13 protein-coding genes are annotated in these 21,574 nt (G+C 37.1%); 8 read left to right on the top strand and 5 right to left on the bottom strand.

What is annotated here, in order from left to right; all coding sequences use genetic code 11:
* Positions 1 to 164 precede the first annotated feature (164 nt).
* The 4 genes from purL to ACFIML_RS00605 all read left to right on the top strand — a co-directional run bounded on the left by purL (position 165) and on the right by ACFIML_RS00605 (position 4,434).
* Positions 165 to 2,375, top strand: a complete 2,211-nt coding sequence (gene purL, locus ACFIML_RS00620) for a phosphoribosylformylglycinamidine synthase subunit PurL (RefSeq protein WP_375687137.1) — start codon at positions 165 to 167, stop codon at positions 2,373 to 2,375.
* Positions 2,376 to 2,441: 66 nt separating this feature from the next.
* Entirely contained in the window at positions 2,442 to 2,675 is a 234-nt protein-coding gene (locus tag ACFIML_RS00615) for a BolA/IbaG family iron-sulfur metabolism protein (protein ID WP_375606724.1), read from the top strand.
* 98 nt (positions 2,676 to 2,773) lie between these two features.
* A complete protein-coding gene (grxD, locus tag ACFIML_RS00610; RefSeq protein WP_375606638.1) occupies positions 2,774 to 3,106 on the top strand; it encodes a Grx4 family monothiol glutaredoxin in 333 nt (110 codons plus the stop codon).
* 71 nt (positions 3,107 to 3,177) lie between these two features.
* Positions 3,178 to 4,434 carry a multidrug effflux MFS transporter gene (locus ACFIML_RS00605; protein ID WP_375608315.1) on the top strand — a complete coding sequence of 419 codons (1,257 nt, stop codon included), beginning with the start codon at positions 3,178 to 3,180 and terminating at the stop codon, positions 4,432 to 4,434.
* Positions 4,435 to 4,982: 548 nt separating this feature from the next.
* Here the strand turns inward: ACFIML_RS00605 and parC are convergent.
* Positions 4,983 to 7,232, bottom strand: a complete 2,250-nt coding sequence (parC, locus tag ACFIML_RS00600) for a DNA topoisomerase IV subunit A (RefSeq protein WP_375608316.1) — start codon at positions 7,230 to 7,232, stop codon at positions 4,983 to 4,985.
* A gap of 797 nt (positions 7,233 to 8,029) precedes the next feature.
* Positions 8,030 to 9,823, bottom strand: a complete 1,794-nt coding sequence (gene aspS, locus ACFIML_RS00595) for an aspartate--tRNA ligase (protein ID WP_375606641.1) — start codon at positions 9,821 to 9,823, stop codon at positions 8,030 to 8,032.
* A 132-nt stretch (positions 9,824 to 9,955) separates the two neighbouring features.
* Here aspS and rnd point away from each other — a divergent pair, with 132 nt between their 5' ends.
* Both rnd and ACFIML_RS00585 read left to right on the top strand, forming a co-directional pair.
* Entirely contained in the window at positions 9,956 to 11,110 is a 1,155-nt protein-coding gene (gene rnd, locus ACFIML_RS00590) for a ribonuclease D (RefSeq protein ID WP_375606642.1), read from the top strand.
* A 633-nt stretch (positions 11,111 to 11,743) separates the two neighbouring features.
* Positions 11,744 to 11,947 carry a DNA-binding protein gene (locus tag ACFIML_RS00585; protein WP_375606725.1) on the top strand — a complete coding sequence of 68 codons (204 nt, stop codon included), beginning with the start codon at positions 11,744 to 11,746 and terminating at the stop codon, positions 11,945 to 11,947.
* A gap of 270 nt (positions 11,948 to 12,217) precedes the next feature.
* Here ACFIML_RS00585 and ppx read toward each other — a convergent pair whose 3' ends face one another.
* Together ppx and ACFIML_RS00575 are read right to left on the bottom strand one after the other, a co-directional pair.
* The gene (gene ppx, locus ACFIML_RS00580) at positions 12,218 to 13,735 is read right to left on the bottom strand and encodes an exopolyphosphatase (RefSeq protein WP_375606644.1); all 1,518 of its coding nucleotides are present in this window, start codon (positions 13,733 to 13,735) and stop codon (positions 12,218 to 12,220) included.
* 6 nt (positions 13,736 to 13,741) lie between these two features.
* Complete coding sequence (locus tag ACFIML_RS00575; RefSeq protein ID WP_375687134.1) at positions 13,742 to 15,922, bottom strand: RNA degradosome polyphosphate kinase; 2,181 nt, start codon at positions 15,920 to 15,922, stop codon at positions 13,742 to 13,744.
* A gap of 327 nt (positions 15,923 to 16,249) precedes the next feature.
* Between ACFIML_RS00575 and ACFIML_RS00570 the strand changes: the two genes are divergently transcribed.
* Both ACFIML_RS00570 and ACFIML_RS00565 read left to right on the top strand, forming a co-directional pair.
* Positions 16,250 to 16,498, top strand: coding sequence for a zinc-finger domain-containing protein (locus ACFIML_RS00570; protein WP_375606646.1), 249 nt, complete (start codon positions 16,250 to 16,252; stop codon positions 16,496 to 16,498).
* Between the two features lie 52 nt (positions 16,499 to 16,550).
* Complete coding sequence (locus ACFIML_RS00565; protein WP_375687132.1) at positions 16,551 to 17,801, top strand: FAD-binding protein; 1,251 nt, start codon at positions 16,551 to 16,553, stop codon at positions 17,799 to 17,801.
* Positions 17,802 to 17,992: 191 nt separating this feature from the next.
* Here ACFIML_RS00565 and dnaE read toward each other — a convergent pair whose 3' ends face one another.
* Positions 17,993 to 21,481: a DNA polymerase III subunit alpha gene (gene dnaE, locus ACFIML_RS00560; protein WP_375606648.1), complete on the bottom strand. Its 3,489-nt coding sequence runs from the start codon at positions 21,479 to 21,481 to the stop codon at positions 17,993 to 17,995.
* Between the last annotated feature and the right edge of the window lie 93 nt (positions 21,482 to 21,574).

The following is a 21,574-nucleotide window of genomic DNA, read 5'->3' as shown; positions in this document are numbered from 1 at the left end:
TTATTTAAGATCGTTTTTGGTCTTAAATCCCATCAAACAAACGAATAAAATCTTCAGCTTACGGTCTATGAATATTTTTATTATTAAACAACATTATTGCTTATAATAGCTGCTAGATAGAAACTAAAATGCTAAATTTCAGTTAATTTAACGGATAAATACTCATGAAGCCTTGCGATAACATCACTATTACACCAGAGCTCATTGCACAACACGGGCTAAAAGAAGATGAATATCAACGTATCCTGACGTTAATCGGTAGAGAGCCAACATTTACTGAACTAGGAATTTTTTCTGCAATGTGGAACGAACATTGTTCTTATAAATCCTCTAAAAAATGGCTAAAAACTCTTCCAACAGAAGGAAAGTGTGTCATTCAAGGGCCTGGTGAAAATGCTGGCGTTGTTGATATTGGTGAAGGGGAATGTGTGGTTTTTAAAATGGAAAGCCATAACCATCCTTCTTATATCGAACCTTATCAAGGTGCAGCAACAGGTGTTGGTGGTATTTTACGTGATGTCTTCACAATGGGAGCCCGTCCTGTCGCCGCTATGAATGCATTGCGATTTGGCGCTCCTGATCATCCACGAACACGCCATCTTGTTTCCGGTGTTGTTTCTGGTATTGGTGGTTACAGCAATGCTTTTGGCGTTCCAACGGTTGGTGGAGAAGTAAATTTTGATGAGCGTTATAATGGCAATATCCTTGTTAACGCCTTTGTAGCCGGTATTGCAAAGACAGACGCCCTTTTTTATTCTAAAGCGCAAGGCATCGGACTCCCTGTTGTTTATCTTGGGGCAAAAACAGGGCGAGATGGTGTCGGTGGAGCAACAATGGCTTCTGCTGAATTCGATGATTCAATCAGTGAAAAACGTCCAACCGTTCAAGTCGGTGATCCTTTTACAGAAAAGTGTCTTCTTGAAGCATGTTTAGAGCTCATGGAACTTGGAGCTGTGGTTGCTATTCAAGATATGGGAGCTGCAGGTCTCACCTCTTCTGCCGTTGAAATGGGTGCAAAAGGCAATCTAGGAATACAGCTTAATCTTGATGCAGTTCCCGTTCGTGAAGAAAACATGACAGCCTATGAAATGATGCTTTCTGAAAGCCAAGAGCGTATGCTCATGGTTCTTAAACCAGAGTTAGAAAAGAAAGCAGCAGCAATTTTTCATAAATGGGGGCTCCATTTTTCTATTATTGGAAAAACAACCAATGATCTACGTTTCCGTGTATTTCATCAAGGGAAAGAAGTTGTTAATCTTCCCATCAAAGAACTTGGTGATGAAGCACCTGTTTATGACCGTCCTTGGAGTGAACCTGCAAAAAAAACACTCCTGAAAACAGAAGACGTCAAAAAAGTTAACAATCTTGGTGATGCGCTTTTGAGCTTATTGAATTCTGCTGATCAAAGTTCACGACGATGGATTTATGAACAATATGATACCCTTATCCAAGGAAATAGCCTTATCCGCCCAGGAGGCGATGCAGGCGTTATCCGTGTAGGCAACAATAGCAAACGTGCTCTTGCTTTTTCTTCTGATGTAACACCTCGCTATTGTGAAGCAGACCCTTATGAGGGAGGAAAACAAGCTGTCGCAGAATGTTGGCGAAATATTAGTACGACAGGTGCAACGCCGTTGGCTGCTACAGATAATCTCAATTTTGGTAACCCTGAAAAACCTGAAATTATGGGACAACTGGTCTTGGCTATTAAAGGGATAGGGGAAGCTTGTAGAATCCTCGATTTCCCTATCGTTTCAGGCAATGTTTCTCTTTACAACGAAACAAATGGAGAAGCTATTCTTCCAACCCCTACAATTGCTGGTGTAGGACTTCTTGGTGATTGGTCTAAAATGGTAACAATAAAGGGGATGCAAAATGGAGATTATATTGTTTTAGTGGGAGATTGCGGTTCTCATTTAGGACAATCAATCTATGCGCGAAACATTTTAAATATTGATGCAGGTGCCCCCCCTCACGTAGATTTACAACTTGAAAAAAAGCATGGTCAATTTGTTCGAGATGTCATACATCGTGGTTTTGTTCACGCCGCCCATGATCTTTCTGATGGAGGATTAGCGATTGCGCTTGCAGAAATGGTCATTAAAGCAGGTAAAGGGATCAAAACAAAATTAAGCAACCAATCACCAGAACATGCAGAACTTTTTGGAGAAGACCAAGGACGTTATCTTTTAGCAGTCAAACCTGAAGCACTCAATAGCCTTAAAGAGCTCGCACAAATAAGTGCAGTTTCTTTAATAGAGCTAGGTAACGTTGCAGGTGATGCACTTGATATAGATGGAATACTAAAACTTTCTATAGACAAACTCACAAAAGCCTATGAAAACTGGTTTCCACAATTTATGGATGAAAAATAAAGACTTTTTCGTTTCTTTTGGCTATAGCTACTCTTATAAAAAAATGAATAACATAGGAGAATAATGATGGCGATGAGTGCCCATGCAATTGAAACGCTTATTCGTGAAAGTATTCCTGATGCTATTGTAATAGTTCGTGATCTTGCTGGAGATGGAGAACATTATGCTGCAGAAGTTATTTCTGAAAGTTTTCGTGGTAAAACCCGTGTTCAACAACATAAAATGGTTTATGATGCCCTTAAAGGCAATATGGGAAATGACCTTCATGCCTTAATGTTGCAAACAAATATTCCAAAATAATCTAAAATTTCTTCTTGCATTCACACATTTAATACGATTAAAAACAGTATGAATATAAATTACACACTGATAAAAATCTGAAATATCGAGGGATAAAAATGACCACTGTTCATGATTTTATTGACAACGAGATTAAAACAAACGACGTCATTTTATTCATGAAAGGAACACCTGACGCTCCGCAATGCGGGTTTTCAGGACAAGTTGTTCAAATCCTTGATTATTTAGGATTGAATTATAAAGGGATTAATATCTTAACTTCTAACGAATTGCGTCAAGGGATTAAAGATTACTCGAATTGGCCAACAATTCCACAGCTTTATATCAAAGGTGAATTTATCGGAGGCTGTGATATTGTTAAAGAGATGTTTCAAAACAATGAGTTACAGGAACTTTTGAAAGAAAAAAATATTCCCTGCAATCAATCATAGGTATCTTTCATTTTATTCAGACTCTTAAAAAGAGCTGTTTTCAGACGAAATTTTTATTTCAAGGATGCCATATGTCATATTCACTCAATGAACAAACACATAGTGATGCGATTAGAAAAAAAATTGGCTATAAAGAATTTGTTGTTCTTATTGCTTCTCTCATGGCTATTAACGCTATAGCTGTTGATATTATGCTGCCAGCTATGCCCAACATTTTAGACGGCTTAAATGTTCTTAATGAAAATGATCAACATTATATCATTTCGAGTTATCTTATTAGCTATGGTATTGCTCAAATATTTTTCGGTCCCATAAGCGATCGGTATGGACGACGTAAACTTATCCTTATTGGTCTTGCTTTTTATTCATTTACGGCGATTGGCTGTGCCTTTGTAACTGATTTTTCTCTCTTACTTATTTTGCGTATCTTGCAAGGTATTGGAGGAGCTGCTATGCGGGTTCTTACAGTTTCCGTCGTACGTGATCTTTACAGTGGTCGAAAAATGGCAGAAGTTATGTCTATTGTTATGATGGTTTTTCTTGTTGCACCAATGGTTGGTCCCGCAACAGGACAGGTCATTTTACTACTCGGACATTGGCAATATATTTTTATTTTCATGGCAATGATTGGTTTCGGGCTGATGATTTGGATTCAATTCCGCTTGCCTGAAACACTTCATGAACAACGCCCTCTTTCCTTTTCTTCAGTCAAACACAATTTATGGATTGTTGTGACAAATCGTACAACACTTTGCTATACACTTGCAACTTCTATCATTTTAGGGTGCATTTTTATTGCTGTTAATACATCACAACAAACCTATGAAGGAATTTATAACTTAGGCTTTTGGTTTCCTATCGCATTTGCCATCGGTGCTGCATTTCAGGCTTTCTCATCATTCATGAATTCTCGACTTGTCGGACATCTTGGAATGAGACGTATTGCTCATACTATGCTTTTGCTCTTTTGTGCCACTTCATGCATTTGGTTTATTGGCTCCATCTTAGCAGGTGGTGTTATCCCTTTTCCTTTTTATATGACGTTATATTGTATATTAATGTTTACCTGTGGTGGCATTATGGCCAATTTCAATACACTTGCTCTCGAATCTGTAGGCGAAATTGCTGGAACAGCATCTTCTGTATCCGGCTTTCTTCAAACATCTATCGGTGCAGGACTTAGCTTTTTTATTGCCCAACAATTTGATGAAACAACCATCCCAAACTCAGCAGGATTTTTCTTTCTGAGCCTCACTGCCATACTTCTTGTTTTATGGGCTGAACGTGGTCATCTTTTTAGGCAATATCATAATAACCCTAACGAATAAAGACTGCTTTATGAGACAATTAATAATATCTCTCTTGAACAATAAGGAAATGCCTATAATATAAAATAGGACATTCTTGTGCTGAACATTCACATGTTTGTTTTAAAAATAAACTTCTCAAATCATTTCACGACAACATTCATGAATGATATAAGGTTAAAAAAACAGTGAACTGTATAAAAATCATTGAATAGCAGTATCTTTACTTAATAAAGACGCAAATCGTCATCATAATACTATTCCCAGTTTTTAAAAATATAATCACTGACAAAAAACAAACATACCTATTGTTGCAACAGCTCTTATATTTCAAACAGTCTATAAGAAATATTTTTATTCTTTTCCTCAATAGTTTTTATGCACACAATCCCCCCTCATCTTATGACATGCAAATATTTTTTACTGATTTAACCTAAACAAGACAAAAATTAAGAAAAAAACTCACACTTTAGGCCTTTCTTTCACTATAAAAGTGATACGTTATCTTTATAAATCAATATATTGCATATCATAAAGTCATACGGCACTTTCCCGTTTATAAAATAAATTTAATTGATAAATTTTCCCGATTTTGGAAATCCCCTTGGAACCAAACGCCCGACGCCCGCACGCGTTCCCATCCATTCAATGAGATCATCAGCTTGGCGGTTAAAGATTCGATCAGCTGTATCTTGCCAACTTAAACCTTCTGATAAATTAAAAGTTTTGGCATCAACAATGCCACCCTCTTTGTAACGCTGTAAACGAACACCTTTACCGCGATTCATTTCTGGTATTTGTTCAATAGAAAAAATAAGCATTTTACGGTTTTCACCGACCACAGCAACATGATCACCATTTACCGGAACACAAAGTTTCACCTTATCAGGAGATTTGACATTCATCACTTGCTTTCCTTTTCGTGTATTGGCGATCACTTCTGAAGCAAGGACAATAAAGCCATTTCCATGAGACGAAACCAAGAGCAATTTTCCCTCTGCATGATGCACAAAAGCTGTAAAAATATCGTGCTCATCGTCCATATCAACTAAAAGACGAATAGGTTCACCATGTCCCCGCCCTCCAGGTAAACTATTTGCACCAATAGCAAAAAACTTTCCCCCCGTACTGATCAGCACAATCTTGTCGGTCGTAAATGCTGGAAAGGCTAACTTTAAACTGTCTCCTTCTTTAAAAGAAAGTGCTTTATAATCGTTTAAATGCCCCTTTAAAGCACGCACCCACCCCTTTTCAGAAATAACAATAGTAACCGGTTCTTTTTCGATCATTGCTTGTTGAATATCATCAAGATCATGTCTTGGTGCCTCTTCAAACGTCGTACGTCTTTTCCCCAAGAGTGTTTCAGGACCAAAAGTGTTTCGAACTTTTTTGATTTCTTCTGAAATTATTTTCCACTGTTTTATAGGAGAAGCTAACAAATTCTTTAGCTTTTCTTTTTCAGCTTTCAAACTTTCAAATTCCTTACGAATTTCAAATTCCTCAAGCTTACGTAAAGAGCGCAAGCGCATATTAAGAATAGCTTCTGCTTGATTTTCTGTTAATTCAAAACGACTGATAAGCTGCTTTTTAGGTTCATCCTCTTCACGAATAATCTTAATGACCTCATCGAGATTTAAATAGGCAATAAGATATCCATGGAGAATTTCCAATCGGCTATCAATTTGATCAAGCCGATAATGAGAGCGACGAATAAGCACTTCTTGACGATGTTCAAGCCATTGATGCAAACTTTCTCGCAAAGAAAGGACATTGGGTATTTTTCCCAAAGACAAAACATTCAGATTAAGGGGAAATCTTACTTCAAAGTCAGTCAATTTAAAAAGAGACTCCATAAGGAGCTCCGGATCAACCGACCGATTTTTAGGAACCAGCACGATTCTGATATCTTCTGCTGATTCATCTTGGATATCCTCAAGCATTGGTAATCGCCGAGCAAGCAGTAACTCTGCTGTTTTTTCAATAAGACGTGACTTTTGAATCTGATAGGGAATTTCAGTCACCACAATCACATAAGAACCACGGCTACCAGATTCCTGATGCCAACGTGAACGCAAGCGAAAAAAACCCCGACCAATACGATAAGATTCCTCAATACTCTTTTTAGGCTCAACTAAAATGCCACCAGTTGGAAAATCAGGACCAAGAACGAACTGATTTAATTCCTCATCATGTGCATCGGGATGTGCAATTAAATGGAGCGCCGCATCACAAAGCTCAGCAACATTATGGGGTGGAATAGATGTTGCCATACCAACAGCAATCCCTGATGAACCATTTGCTAAAAGATTAGGAAAAGCCCCAGGCAAAACAACGGGCTCTTCATCTTCCTCATTATAAGTTAAACGAAAATCAATGGCGTTTTCATTAATACCTTCAAGCAACAATGCTGCCACTTCAGTCATCCGTGCTTCCGTATAACGCATGGCAGCAGCATTATCACCATCAATATTGCCAAAATTGCCTTGTCCATCAACCAACGGATAACGAACTGCAAAACTTTGAGCCAAGCGCACCAAAGCATCATAAATAGATGCATCCCCATGAGGATGAAATTTTCCCATGACATCACCGACAATCCGCGCACATTTCGCATAAGACTGTCCAGGATTTAGTTTGAGAAGCCGCATCGCGTGAACAATCCGCCGATGGACAGGCTTCAACCCATCACGCACATCAGGCAATGCACGGTGCGTAATCGTAGAAAGCGCATAAGCCAAATAACGTTCCTGTAAAGCAGAACGTAATTCTATTGGCTCAATATGTTCTTTATCAAAAGGTAAATTCATTTTATCAGACATAATATTAGAACAAAAGTTCCCACAATAATAAAAAGTTATTTTATAGGATTTATTTAAAACAACCCTTTATGAGTCGACTTTTTTATTAAAAGTCAACGACATAAAAATAAGTGCTGCAATTAAAACATGAACAGAAAATTATATCAATTTGAAAAATTTATACATGTTCTTCCCTCTTGTCCTAAGCAGTATATGAAAATACTTCATACATTATCGAAAACTTTTTAAATATCCTCTTTAAGTGATAAATAACAAAGAAAGTAAATCATTTTTTCAGTGTTAAATAGAGAAACTGACATTTTCAAAATAAATAATATATTGATATATAAAGATAATTAATTTTTTTACAACTTAAATGAAACTCCAGAATATTGTAGAATTCTCTCATTTCTTACAATCAATCAATCACAAACATTTCCCCGCTTATCATAAGCGGAAAAGCTTCTATATGAAGAAAGGAAGAAAAATACCTCTTATAAACCCATTTGCTTACAAGAACTATCAATAATTGAAATCTAGAAAGTAAAACGGTGATTATTAGTAAAGATAGTGCTACACAACGATTTTTATATCACTCATGAGGCTTTTATAGTTATACCTTTCATACGAAAAAGCATCGTAAAACACAATTGACAGCATTGAGAGATATTTTTTTAAAAATAATACCCTCATAAAAAATCAAAACAACAGCATTTTTTGTTTATCTCAATTTTTACAAATAGTACACACACTGACCCCATAGAGAAGCATCAACGCTTCACTTTATGTAGAAAGATGACAACAATCCACAACCAACTTTATGAACTATTTTTATGAGTAGGAGCCATGCGGATTCCTAAATCACGTAATTGTGTAGGAGAAACCTCAGACGGAGCACTCATCAAAAGATCAAGTGCTTGTTGATTCATAGGGAATAAAGCAACTTCACGCAAATTTTTAACACCTTGCAACAGCATAATGATGCGGTCGATTCCCGCAGCCATGCCACCATGTGGCGGAGCCCCATAATGGAATGCACGATAAAGACCACCGAAACGATCTTTCACAACTTCCTTAGAAAGTCCTACAAGTTCAAAAACTTTAAGCATCATTTCTGGTAAGTGATTACGAATTCCACCTGATGCAATTTCATAACCATTGCAAACAAGATCATATTGAAAAGCTTTAATAGTAAGAGGATCTTGACAGGCAAGGGCATTTTCTCCCCCTTGAGGCATGGAAAAAGGATTATGTCCAAAATCAATCTTTTTTTCATCTTCATTCCATTCAAAAAATGGAAAATCAACAATCCACGCCAAAGAGAAACTATCTCTATCAAGAAGATCTAATTCTTCCCCTACCTTTGTGCGTGCTGCTCCAGCAAAAGATGCGAATTTTTTAGGGTCTCCAGCTACAAAAAAACAGGCATCCCCACTTTCAAGCCCAAGCTGTATACGGATTGCTTCAGTCCTCTGTTCACCAATATTTTTGGCGATAGGCCCTGCTCCTTCAAATTTTCCTTCTTCTTCACGCCAGAAAATATAGCCAAGTCCTGGTTGCCCCTCGCCTTGTGCCCATACATTCATACGATCACAAAAAGCACGACTTCCACCCGTTTTAGCTGGAATAGCCCACACTTGTGCATTCTCATCATTCGCTAAAATTTGAGCAAAGACTTTGAAACCAGAATTATAAAAATGCTGAGAAACATCTTCCATAATGATCGGATTACGCAAATCAGGCTTATCAGAACCATATTTTCGCATTGCTTCATCATAAGAAATGCGAGGAAAGCTTTGTGTCACAGTTTTTCCATCCGCAAATTCTTCAAAAATAGAACGCATAATAGGTTCCATAGTTGCTAAAACATCTTCTTGCTCAACAAAACTCATTTCAACATCTAATTGATAAAATTCACCAGGAAGACGGTCGGCCCTTGGATCTTCATCTCTAAAACATGGAGCAATCTGAAAATAACGATCAAAACCTGACATCATCAACAATTGTTTATATTGCTGTGGCGCTTGCGGTAACGCATAAAATTTTCCCTGATGAACACGACTTGGAACTAAAAAATCACGCGCCCCTTCCGGCGATGAAGCTGTCAAAAGTGGCGTCGTAAATTCCGTAAAACCATTATTTTGCATAGCCCGTCTCATAGCTGCAATAATTTCAGTCCGACGCATGATATTTTTGTGCATAGTCTCCCGACGCAAATCAAGAAAACGATATTTTAATCGAATATCTTCTGGATAATCAGGCTCACCAAAAACCGGTAAAGGAAGCTCATCAGATTTTGAAAGAATTTCTACCTCTTGTGCAAAAATTTCAATCTCACCTGTTGGAAGCGTTGCATTAATAACCTCATCAGAACGAGCACATACCTCCCCATCCACACGAATAACCCATTCAGAACGCACTTTTTCAATAGCTTTAAAAGCTGGTGAAGCAGGGTCAGCAACAATTTGTGTGATTCCAAAATGATCACGTAAATCCACAAAAAGAATCCCTCCATGATCACGAACACGATGAACCCATCCTGAAAGACGAACTTGTGTTCCTACATCACATCTACGAAGAGCCGCACAATGATGACTGCGATAACGGTGCATGTTTTTTGCCTTTGATTATAATATTCACATGCGCTACAAACGCTTTTTAATAACCATTTGTCAAGATATGAGAATAAAAACTCAGAAATAAAGTCAATAAAGCACAAATTTAATTTATCGAATTATAATAAAATGATGAATCTTATTACAAAAACAACAGATCTTAAAATTGCACTTAACGCTCTACGTACCTCTGATTTTGTAACTGTCGATACTGAGTTTATCCGCGAAACAACTTTTTGGCCTCAACTGTGTTTAATCCAGCTCGCATCACCAGATGTCACAGTTTTGATTGATCCCATAGCACCAGATATTGATTTACAACCATTTTTTGACCTTATGGTCGATAAAAAAGTTGTAAAAGTTTTTCATGCTGCGCGCCAAGATATTGAAACAATTTATCACCTTGGAGGTGTTATTCCTTCCCCTCTCTTTGATACGCAAATAGCAGGATCAATTTGTGGATTTGGTGATTCTATCTCCTATGATCAAATTGTACAACGCTGCACAGGGCATCATCTTGATAAATCCTCCCGCTTTACAGACTGGAGTTGCCGACCTTTATCTGAAAAACAACTGCTCTACGCACTTGCCGATGTAACTTACTTAAGAGATGTTTACCTGTTATTGAAAAAACGGTTAGAAAAAAATCAACGTGCTCACTGGATGGACGATGAAATAACAATCCTTTTAAATCCTAAAACCTATGACATGCCAGAAGATGAAGCATGGAAAAAAGTGAAAGGACAAATTAAAAAGCCACGTGAACTTGCTGTATTACAAAAGATAGCAGCTTGGCGTGAACGTGAAGCACGAAAATACAATATGCCACGTCGTCATATTATAAAAGATGAATGTCTTATAGAAATAGCAATCCAACAACCAAAAGATGAATCTGCATTAAAACGGTTACGCAGTCTTAATAAGAATTGGGATAAATTCTCAATTGCTCAATCATTAATCAAAGCTGTCCACGAAGGATTAGAGGTGGATCTTTCCACTTTACCCCCCATTCCTAAACATAATCCACTCAATGATACGACAGCCGCTGTTATCGATCTGCTCAAAGTGTTATTAAAAATTGTTGCAAATGAAAACAGCATTGCCCCTAAAATTATTGCAACATCTAATGATTTAGAAAAAATTGCCAATGGAGGAATAAAGAAAAATATTCCCGCTATGAATGGCTGGCGCTATGAAATATTTGGTCAAAAAGCCGAACAACTGCTAAAGGGCCAGATAGGTTTTTACTTTCACGATGGGAAAATAAGCACAAAACAGCTTTAATTTACATTTACATTTTTATTTTAAAAAATCCATTACGCTACTCATTATCTACATCAATTGGTATGCCCTATAGGCCAATGCAAACAGGATAAATAAAGCCTACTTCTGATAAAGTTAAAAAATTAAATAGTGAACTCTTATTAAAATGACAGCTAAATCTTTATCATTTCAATCAAATAGCAATCCTATTAAAAATAATCTAAAAAAACAGACAGCCCCTTATTTAAAAGCTTTAAAAAGAAAAAGCTCTGATAATAAAAGCGCATTCATTACAAAAATAGCAGCCTAGCAATAGGAAAAAACAAAGATATAATGCCTCACGTCACCATATCGTATAAAAAAACTACCGAGATTGCAATCTAACAATCAAAAACGAGCCAGCATAACAACTAAAATACCTAACAAAGACAATATATTGATTTATAAAGATAATCTAGCGTTATTTATATTGAATTAGAACTCCGAATATCGTAGGATTCTCTCATTTTATCTCAATAAGAATCATAAAGTATCACATAAGAAATTATATGATAAAGCGCTGTTTTTTATAGATTAAGCATCTTACAAAAAATTCAAAAATATGATGAATAAATAGTTATGATTTGTTTCTATTTTTTATAGTGAAAGGATTTTATAAAGTCAGAAAATGATATTCTTTTGCCAAACCGTGAAAGTGCAAAATTACTTCATATAAGTGGTTCAACATTGCGGCGTCATGTAACCAATGGATCTCTCCAAAAATCTTTAAAATTTGTTTTTTTATCGCGTTGGCTACAATCAAATCTTATCAATATAATCAAGAAAGCTAAACAGAAACGTTATAACGACGCAGCATAAAAAGAAAACCTTGTCACGTAAGGACGGACAAGGCTTTTATTTTTACATGAAGCTTATGAAATGCAAATCACATCCTGTAACGCAAATAACAGAATAAAAAATTATATTTTCTTTTATGAATGCTCAGGGCATTAAAAATGCCTTGCGTAGAGTCTGGATCGGGAATTATGAAACAACCAGTTGTTCAGCTCATGATGACAGGCTACCTAGCTTATCCCTCGTCAATGGCTTTATTATAAGACATAAAACACGAATAAATTAGGAAAAAAATCAAAAAATTTCAAAAGCGAGAGGTTGTTTTATTATTGTTGATAACTTCTTTAATCGTCCAAGAGGACGTTCTCCTAATAATCCAGCGTAATTCTTTGGGATCTGCAAGATAATATGATCTGCTTTTTTATGCCACAATAAATGAGGTAAAATTCCTGCAACAGAAGCACTAAAAAGATGAGCAAGACGCATAGTTTCACCGAGAATACGTGCTTTATCAATTATATTTTGAGTTGCTAATTGAAAAATGGGAAGAGATTCTTTATCAACCAATAAACTCGTATTGCGAAAAAAAACAGAAAGCGCCGCATAAAGGCGCCCTTCATGAGAAATTCCTGGATAAGATCCTAAAGCTATTTGATTTGCTGCTTCATTGCCTCGATAATCTGGATGTATACGCCAACCAATATCCGCAAGAAGACAAGCGGCTTGACGATAACGGCATTCATTTTCAGTTTCTGAAATTCCAAAAACTTCAAAAGCATTCGTCGTAAAATCAATGAGTTCTTCTGCTTGTTTTGGTGAACGTGCCCGTAAAATAGCCATTTCTGTGCATGCTGCAATGAGAGGATCAGAAAGTCGAATCGCCTGCGGCAATCGTGAATAAAGAAAACCTTCACGAACGCCAGCACCAGAAAAGATTATCTTTTCAAACTCCATACACTGAATGAGTTCAATAAGAACTATTGCCCCATAAGATAAAAGTTTTCGACGGTTCTGAGAAACCGCTGCAATCCCTCTCATATTATCAATATTGCCACGCGCTACAAGACGTAAAAAGTTCTCCATTTCAACAGCATCAACTTCATAGCCATGCATAACAGGAAGCCGATAGTGTTTCATTGCCATATGGAGTTTTGCCAAATTACGCCATGTCCCCCCTACTGCATAAAAATAACGTGCTATACCTTTACGAGCACGAACAACAGACGATTTATAAAATTGCTCATGTACAATTTTTGTAGCTACAGCACTATCATTATTTGATATATACTGTAGCCTTAAACCACCCAATGGGAGCGTTATCCCTTCACCAACATCAGAATGATCAATATCAATCAGCTCAAGACTTCCACCACCAAGATCCCCAGAAATACCTTTTGGTTGATAAAAGGTAGACACAACTCCATAGGCTGAATACATAGCTTCTTCACTTCCTGAAAGAAGATATATTTTATTTTGCAAAATATCTTCAGCATGCTGAATAAATGCTACGCCATTCTGTGCATCTCGTGCTGCTGCTGTTGCTAAAGTATAGACCTCATCTGCCCCAATCTGTCGACAAAGCGTACGAAACCGTTTCAGTGTTTGCAACGCCATTTTCATCGATTTTTCTTCTAAAAATCCCGTTTTCGCCACACCATGCCCGAGACCACAAAGAATCTTTTCATTAAATAAAACCGTTGGTGATCGAACAAGCCCCTCATAAATAACCAACCGAACAGAATTTGAGCCAATATCAATAACAGCAACAGGCTTACGCCCTTTTAACCGACCTTGAGCATCTCTATATGTCATTGGATTTTAGTCTTTATGTATTTCGGCTTGTTGCCGATGCAACGCAACCAAGCGCGAAACAGAAGACTCAAAAGACTCATTTTCCCCCGCAAAACTTGTATTGGCCATAAAATACTCCTGCGCATTAAATAGACTTTCACCTCTCTGCGGTGTAATACGTTTTGATGTTCCATCCTTAAGTATATCAAAGCTTTGTTGATTATCAATGATATTAGCTAACATAATCTGTAAAAGAATTTTTTGACGCACTATTTTATTAAAAACTGGAACCAATATTTCAATACGATAGTCCAAATTACGAGGCATCATATCAGCAGAGCCTAAGTAAACGAGTGCATTTTCATTAGGCAAATCTTGACCATTCCCAAAACAAAAAATGCGACTATGTTCAAGAAAACGCCCGACGATTGATTTTACACGAATATTATCCGAAATTCCTAGAATACCAGGACGTAAACAACATATCCCCCGCACAACCAAATCAATTTGCACCCCTGCTTGACTGGCACGATATAAAGCATCAATAATTTCAGGATCAACCAATGCATTAACTTTCATCCAAATAGCAGCAAATTTTCCCTGTTGTGCATGAACAATTTCTCCCTCAATATGCTCTAAGATACGACCACGCAATGTTAAGGGTGAAAAAGCAATCTTTATTGTTTCATTTGGACGCTCATATTGCGCAATATAATTGAACAATAACGCAACATCATGAGCAATAACATCATCCGTGGAAAAAAAAGAAAGATCGGTATAAGTTTTAGCGTTAATGGGATGGTAGTTTCCTGTTCCAAGATGAACATAAGAGCGAAGACGTTTTCCCTCACGTCTCACAACCAATGACATCTTAGCATGTGTTTTTAATGCAATAAAACCAAAAATAACTTGAACCCCAGCACATTCAAGATCCCGGGCCCAACGAATATTTGCTTCCTCATCAAAACGTGCTTTAAGTTCTACCAAAGCAGTCACAGACTTTCCCTGTTCAGCTGCTTCAATCAAAGCGCCAACAATTGGACTATCATTTGATGTACGATAAAGTGTTTGTTTTATTTCTACAACATCAGGATCGCAAGCAGCTTGACGTAAAAATTGGACAACAACATCAAATGTCTCATAGGGGTGATGAATCACAATATCATTTTCACGAATAGCTGCAAAACAATCCCCATGATGTTCACGAATACATTTCGGAACACGAGAAATATAAGGAATAAATTTGAGATCATCACGAGGAATAGAAACAATCTCTGATACCATATTAAGCGCCAAAAATCCATCAAGAACATTAATACAATGATCAGGAACAGCAAGACTATTCGCTATAAATTGGCGTAAACTCTCTGGCATTTTTGCGTCAAATTCAATTCGAATAACCTGTCCACGGCGCCGCCTTTTAAGAGCAGTTTCAAAAAAATGAACAAGATCTTCAGCTTCCTCTTCTACTTCAATATCACTATCTCGGATTATTCTAAATGTACCAATTCCTTTAATCTCATAGTTAGGAAATACATGTTTAATAAAAAGGCAAATAACATCTTCAGATGCGATAAAACGAAAATGATTACCTTCTTGAGGAAGAAGAATGAAACGCCTTAAAAGCATTGAAATAGACAACAACACTGTGTGTGAATTCTGATCAGCTTCTCCAGACAATTGAAGCCCAATAGAAAGCCCTAAATTAGGAATAAATGGAAAAGGATGAGTAGAATCAACAGGCAAAGGTTTTAAAACAGGAAAAATTGTCTCAAGAAAATATTTTTCAAGCCATGATTTTTCAGTTTCTGAAAGATCATCAGAACAAATAATTTCAATATCATTCTTTTTTAATTCATCACGTAAAATATTCAATTCTCGTAGTTGGTGAGCCTGCAGCTTTGAAATCTCAGCGAGCACAATATCAAGTTGTTCCTGTGGAGTGTGCCCATCTGCACTGCACGCTGTAACGCGAGCACGAATTTGAGCTGCTAGTCCTGCAACACGAACCATAAAAAACTCATCAAGATTTGCAGCTGAAATAGAAAGAAATTGTAGACGTTCTAATAAAGGATGTTTCGAATTAGCTGCTTCCATCAAAACACGATTATTAAATTGTAGCCATGAAAACTCTCGATTAATAAATCGTACCGGATTTTTCATTGTTATATTTGATATAGAAATTTTATCTTTCACCCTCTTTTCCATATATTCTAACTAAGCTTCTTTTATATTTTCTAAAATCCTTGACGAAATATCTCACATAATATTTTATAATATGTTATCATCATAATAATACATCAATGCCCCATTTTTCTTGTCATGTTTCCATTTAATATTTTAAAATACTTGGAACGAGGTTCTATGCGCAAAGCGCTAAAAGTAAGACAACTATTCTGATTATAGCATAAAAGAGGAGTAGTTTGTCTTAAAAAGCATCTTGCATTATGATACGCTTTATTACAAACTCACACTTATAAAATAGAAGAGCCTTATCATAACTAATGAGACAATTTATTCTGGAGTTTGTACGCCATGGCTGATCACAATATTCCCCATTTTCAAAATGACCTTGGATATAAAACAATCGAAATTGGTGTGAAAGAGTTTATGTGTGTAGGCGCTACACAACCATTCGATCACCCTCATATTTTTATTGATATGGGCGCTGCTGATGAGAAAATTTGCCCTTACTGCTCAACCCTTTATCGTTATGTTCCCTCGTTATCGTACGATCAAACAAACCCAACAGGATGTTTATATCATCCAGACAAGCTATTATAATGTGTTCTAGGGCTTTCTTAAATAACTACTCTTTTAATTCTGCTTGTTTAATATGAAATCGTTTGTAGAACAATCACCCATCATCGTTGGAGGAGGAATCGCTGGTTTAAGCACCGCTTTAGCACTCGCTCATAAAGGAATTGCAAGCATCATTATTGAAAAGTGTAAAAAACTTGAAACGATAGGCGCTGGTATTCAACTGACACCAAATGCAACATCTATTCTTGCTCGCTGGGAACTTCTTAACAAACTCACTGAAGTTGCGACAATCCCACATTTTCTTGAGTTAAAAGATGGAATATCTTTAAAAATACGTCTACGTTCTCATCTTATCACTCTAACAGAAAAATACTGGAAAGCCCCTTATATGACGATTCACCGCGCGGCTTTACAAAAAATTTTATATAATGCAGTGATTGAAAATCCTTTGATCAAATACAAAGCAGGCGAAACGATTGTATCTTCTACCCAATCGGCAACCAACATTAAAATAACCACAATAAAAACAGATACAGCAACACAACAACAGCTTTATTCAACCCCTCTCCTGATCGGATGTGATGGCGTTTGGTCAACACTACGGCAACAATTTCCTTTTCATGAAAGAGCAAATTTTAGTGGTTTTATTGCTTGGCGAGCAACAACAGTACTTGATAATCTTCCTCAAGACTTTCGTTCTTCATTGCAAAATATGAAGACAATTACGGCTTGGATGGGGCCTCAAAATCATCTTGTTGTTTATCCCATTAAATCGTCAGAAAAAATTGTAAATTTTGTCGCTATTACACATGGGGATAATTCAAAAGAGGGATGGGCCTATAAAGGAGATAAAGAAAAACTTAAATCTCTTTTTAAAGCTTGGAATTCAAAAATCTTACAAATCTTTGATCATATTGATGAATGGAGATATTGGCCACTCTTTCAGATGAAACAAAATCGTTTTCTAGGCCTAGAGAGACAAGTATTTGTTGGCGATTGCGCACACGCTGCCTTACCTTTTGCAGCACAAGGTGCCGCTATGGCAATCGAAGATGCTGCTACATTAGCAGAAGTACTTTCATTGAAAAATCTTTCATTAACGAAAGCACTTTCGCTTTACGAAAAAACACGTACCACCCGTATTGCAGCAGTAAAAAAACGCGGAGATTTCAATAGATTAACCTATCATGCAACGGGGCCCATAGCAATTGCACGTAATCTCATGATGAAAATTCGTACACCAGAGAGTATTATGTCAGATCTCAATTGGCTTTATATGTATGATGCGATGAATTCTATAAAAAATCGTGATAAAAACTTATAAAATTCTTCCCGTACTTTGAATATTATGAAAGAAAGAGATTTTTTGACTCTATGACACTAAAAAAATATCATAATTTACTCAAATAAAAGCAATATTTTTCTAAACCTACAATTCGATTTTAAAAGCTCAATTTTTAGCTCTCCTAAAAGCAAAAACACCACTCAAAATCAGCTCCCATCTTTAATCTTTCTTTAACTCAATTCTACATCAACAACACCCTGAATTAATTTCATAGCATTTGCCACATGTGAATTTACCTTATATCGCTTAGGAAGCGCAATTTCAACTTCTCGCAATCCATCCTCTTGAATTAAAATAAGTCCAACCTCTCCATTTCCCCCAAGATTTAAATTTTGTTCAATTTGTGGAAGCATATCAACTGTTTTTATAAAAAGACGCATCATTTTATGCTGCTGTAACGCTTCTTTTTCCAAAGACTGAATTGTCTCAATTCGCAAACTAACTCCTTCAGAGCGATTTTCTGCGCTCACCGTAATAATAAAAGATTTTCCGGGTTCTAGCATCTCTTCATAATCCGAGAGTGCCTCAGAAAAGAGAACTGCTTCATATTGTCCACTTGTATCAGAAAAATGAATAATTCCCATTTTTTTACCAGATTTTGTTTTGCGCACGTTTTTTGCCACAACAGTTCCAGCAAGCCGTGCAGCCGTTGCTCCCCCTTTAACGGCATTGGAAAAATTACCCCAAGTCTGAACGCGTTTTTTAGCGAGAATGGCTTGATACTCATCCAATGGATGAGCTGAAAAGTAAAAACCTATAGCTTGAAATTCTCGATAAAGTTTTTCAGCCAACAACCAAGGGGTCGTTTGCGATAAAATCAAGGGCTCTTTTAATCCGCCTGCCATTCCAAATATGTCAACCTGCCCGCTAGAATTGTCATCGAGAATACGAAGCGCTCGCGCATGAAGGGTTCCAAGATTCGCTAATAAAACTTCGCGTGCAATGTTAAAACAATCAAAAGCGCCAGCACAAACTAAACTTTCCATCGCACGCTTATTAACAATACGAGGATCAACACGCGCACAAAAATCTTCCAAATCCTTAAAAATCTCATTTCCACGACAAGTGACAATATGATCTACAACCGTTTCTCCCACACCTTTAATGGCCGCAAGAGAATAATAAATACAGTTATCACCAACCTCAAAAATACGATGAGATGTTTGTATAGAAGGTGCAATAACTTCAATACCCAGCCTTAACGCTTCACGCCGAAAATCATTGAGCTTATCGGTATTCGTCATATCATACGTCATTGAAGCAGCTAAAAACTCAACGGGATAATTGGCTTTCATATACGCTGTTTGATAAGAAACAATCGCATAAGCAGCAGCGTGTGATTTATTAAAACCGTAATCGGCAAATTTTGCTAAAAGATCAAATATAATATCAGCTTGCTCTTTATCAACACCACCAGCAACAGCACCATTGACAAAACGTGTACGCTGTTTTTGCATTTCTGCATGAATTTTTTTCCCCATAGCGCGCCGTAATAAATCAGCTTCTCCAAGCGAGTAACCAGCCAGCACCTGAGCAATCTGCATCACCTGTTCTTGATAGACTATAACACCTTGTGTTTCTTTAATCAGATGATCTATTTTAGGATGAATAGAAGCTATCTCCTCTTCCCCGTGTTTACGTGCATTATAGGTTGGTATATTCTCCATTGGACCAGGACGATAAAGCGCAACCAGCGCAATAATATCTTCAATACGGTCTGGCTTCATTCCAATCAGCGCCTTGCGCATACCAGAACTTTCCACCTGAAACACACCAACCGTTTCACCACATGCCATCATAGCGTAGGTTGCTTCATCATTTAGAGGGATATTTGACAAATCTATTTTGATCTTCTTTCTGGCAACAAAATCAACAGCCATTTTCAAAACAGTCAGTGTTTTTAGTCCAAGAAAATCAAATTTTACCAACCCTGCCTGTTCTACATATTTCATGTTAAATTGTGTAACAGGCATATCAGAACGAGGATCACGATACATCGGGACAAGCTCCCAAAGCGGACGATCTCCTATAACAATCCCAGCAGCATGCGTTGAAGCGTGACGATAAAGCCCTTCCAACTGAAGTGCTATATCTAATGCGCGTCCAATGACGGGATCTTTTTTCTTTTCCTCTTCAAATTTAGGTTCATCCTTAATAGCATCCGCTAATTCTACCTGACTTCCTGGGGTGGCAGGAATTAATTTTGTAAGATAATCCACCTGACGATAAGGAACTTCTAAAACACGCCCCACATCACGCAAAACTGCACGTGCCTGTAACTTACCAAAGGTAATAATTTGAGCAACTTGATCACGTCCATATTTTTTTTGAACATATTGAATAACTTCTTCACGCCGCTCTTGACAAAAATCGATATCAAAATCTGGCATCGAAACACGATCTGGATTGAGAAAACGTTCAAAAAGAAGGGAAAAACGCAATGGATCAACATCGGTAATCGTTAATGCATAAGCAACAAGTGAACCAGCACCAGATCCCCGCCCTGGACCAACAGGAATATCATGAATCTTCGCCCATTTTATGAAATCTGAAACGATAAGAAAATATCCAGAAAATTGCATACGCGTAATAACTGAAATCTCATAATCAAGCCGCTGCTCATAATCTGCAATCGTATACCCTTCAGCCAATCCAATTGTTTCAAGGCGCATCTTCAAACCAGCTTTAGCTTGATTTAACAATTCACTATCTTCTGCTTCTAAAGTATTTTCTGAATTAGAAGATTGTTCTATAAAACGAGGCAATATCGGTTTTCGAAGAGGCGTGGCAATATGACAACGCAATGCAATTTCAACACTATTTTCTAAAGCTTCTGGAAGATCAGAAAATAGCGCAACCATTTCATCTTGTGACTTCAAGTAATGATCTGGCGTCACCCGTTTGCGATCTGGATTAGAGACGATTTGTCCTTCTGAAACAGCCATCAACGCATCATGCGCTTCATACCCCTCTCTCTTCAGAAAAAAGGCTTCATTCGTTGCAACAAGAGGAATTTCATGTGCATAAGCCAATTCAATAAGATCTGCTTCTACTCTTCGGTCATAAGAGCCATGTCGCTGTAATTCCACATAAAGACGATCAGAAAAAATTTTTTTTAAATAAATTAAGCGCTCAACAGCGCGTTCTTTTTTTTCTTCTAACAAAGAACGATTAATAGGTCCTCCCTTTCCACCCGTTAAAGCGATTATACCTTCACTGTGTTCTGACAACCAATCAGCTTTAATATGAGGAGGATCAGTATCACATTTATCAAGATAAGCACGGCTTACAAGACGAACCAAATGAGCATAACCGGTTTCGCTAGCAGCGAACAGAACAATAGAGCAGAAATCAGAAGCATTACGTCCTTTAACCAAATGTGAATGATCATTTTCATCACAAAAATCAACGGTAAGCTGACAACCAATAATGGGTTGAACCCCATGAGAGAGACAATACTGCGAAAACTCCAAAGCACCAAATAAATTATTGGTATCGGTAATAGCAACCGCTGGAGCATGATCTACAATCGTCTGTTGAATAATTTGTGGGATTTTTAAAGCCCCTTCGAGCAAGGAATAAGCTGAATGCACTCTCAAATGAATAAAGCGAGGAAGAGAATTTTTGTACTCTTGCATTTTATTTTTATCTTTAACCACTCTCACAATTTCCTACTATAAACTAAATGCCAAACAGCCCCCTTAAAGAAAAAAATTCAGGCTAGCATAACTTTAAAGCTATAAATTTTATCA

This window comes from Bartonella sp. AC62GZZY (assembly GCF_042196525.1).
In the GTDB taxonomy this organism is placed as follows: Bacteria; Pseudomonadota; Alphaproteobacteria; order Rhizobiales; family Rhizobiaceae; genus Bartonella.
This window is presented reverse-complemented; position numbering and strand designations above follow the sequence as displayed.

Coding starts and splice junctions, on each gene's coding strand:
- ppx (WP_375606644.1), bottom strand. CDS start 13,735: ATGACATATAGAGATGCTCAAGGTCGGTTAAAAGGGCGTAAGCCTGTT.
- purL (WP_375687137.1), top strand. CDS start 165: ATGAAGCCTTGCGATAACATCACTATTACACCAGAGCTCATTGCACAA.
- ACFIML_RS00615 (WP_375606724.1), top strand. CDS start 2,442: ATGGCGATGAGTGCCCATGCAATTGAAACGCTTATTCGTGAAAGTATT.
- ACFIML_RS00605 (WP_375608315.1), top strand. CDS start 3,178: ATGTCATATTCACTCAATGAACAAACACATAGTGATGCGATTAGAAAA.
- ACFIML_RS00570 (WP_375606646.1), top strand. CDS start 16,250: ATGGCTGATCACAATATTCCCCATTTTCAAAATGACCTTGGATATAAA.
- ACFIML_RS00575 (WP_375687134.1), bottom strand. CDS start 15,922: ATGGAAAAGAGGGTGAAAGATAAAATTTCTATATCAAATATAACAATG.
- parC (WP_375608316.1), bottom strand. CDS start 7,232: ATGTCTGATAAAATGAATTTACCTTTTGATAAAGAACATATTGAGCCA.
- aspS (WP_375606641.1), bottom strand. CDS start 9,823: ATGCACCGTTATCGCAGTCATCATTGTGCGGCTCTTCGTAGATGTGAT.
- ACFIML_RS00565 (WP_375687132.1), top strand. CDS start 16,551: ATGAAATCGTTTGTAGAACAATCACCCATCATCGTTGGAGGAGGAATC.
- rnd (WP_375606642.1), top strand. CDS start 9,956: ATGATGAATCTTATTACAAAAACAACAGATCTTAAAATTGCACTTAAC.
- grxD (WP_375606638.1), top strand. CDS start 2,774: ATGACCACTGTTCATGATTTTATTGACAACGAGATTAAAACAAACGAC.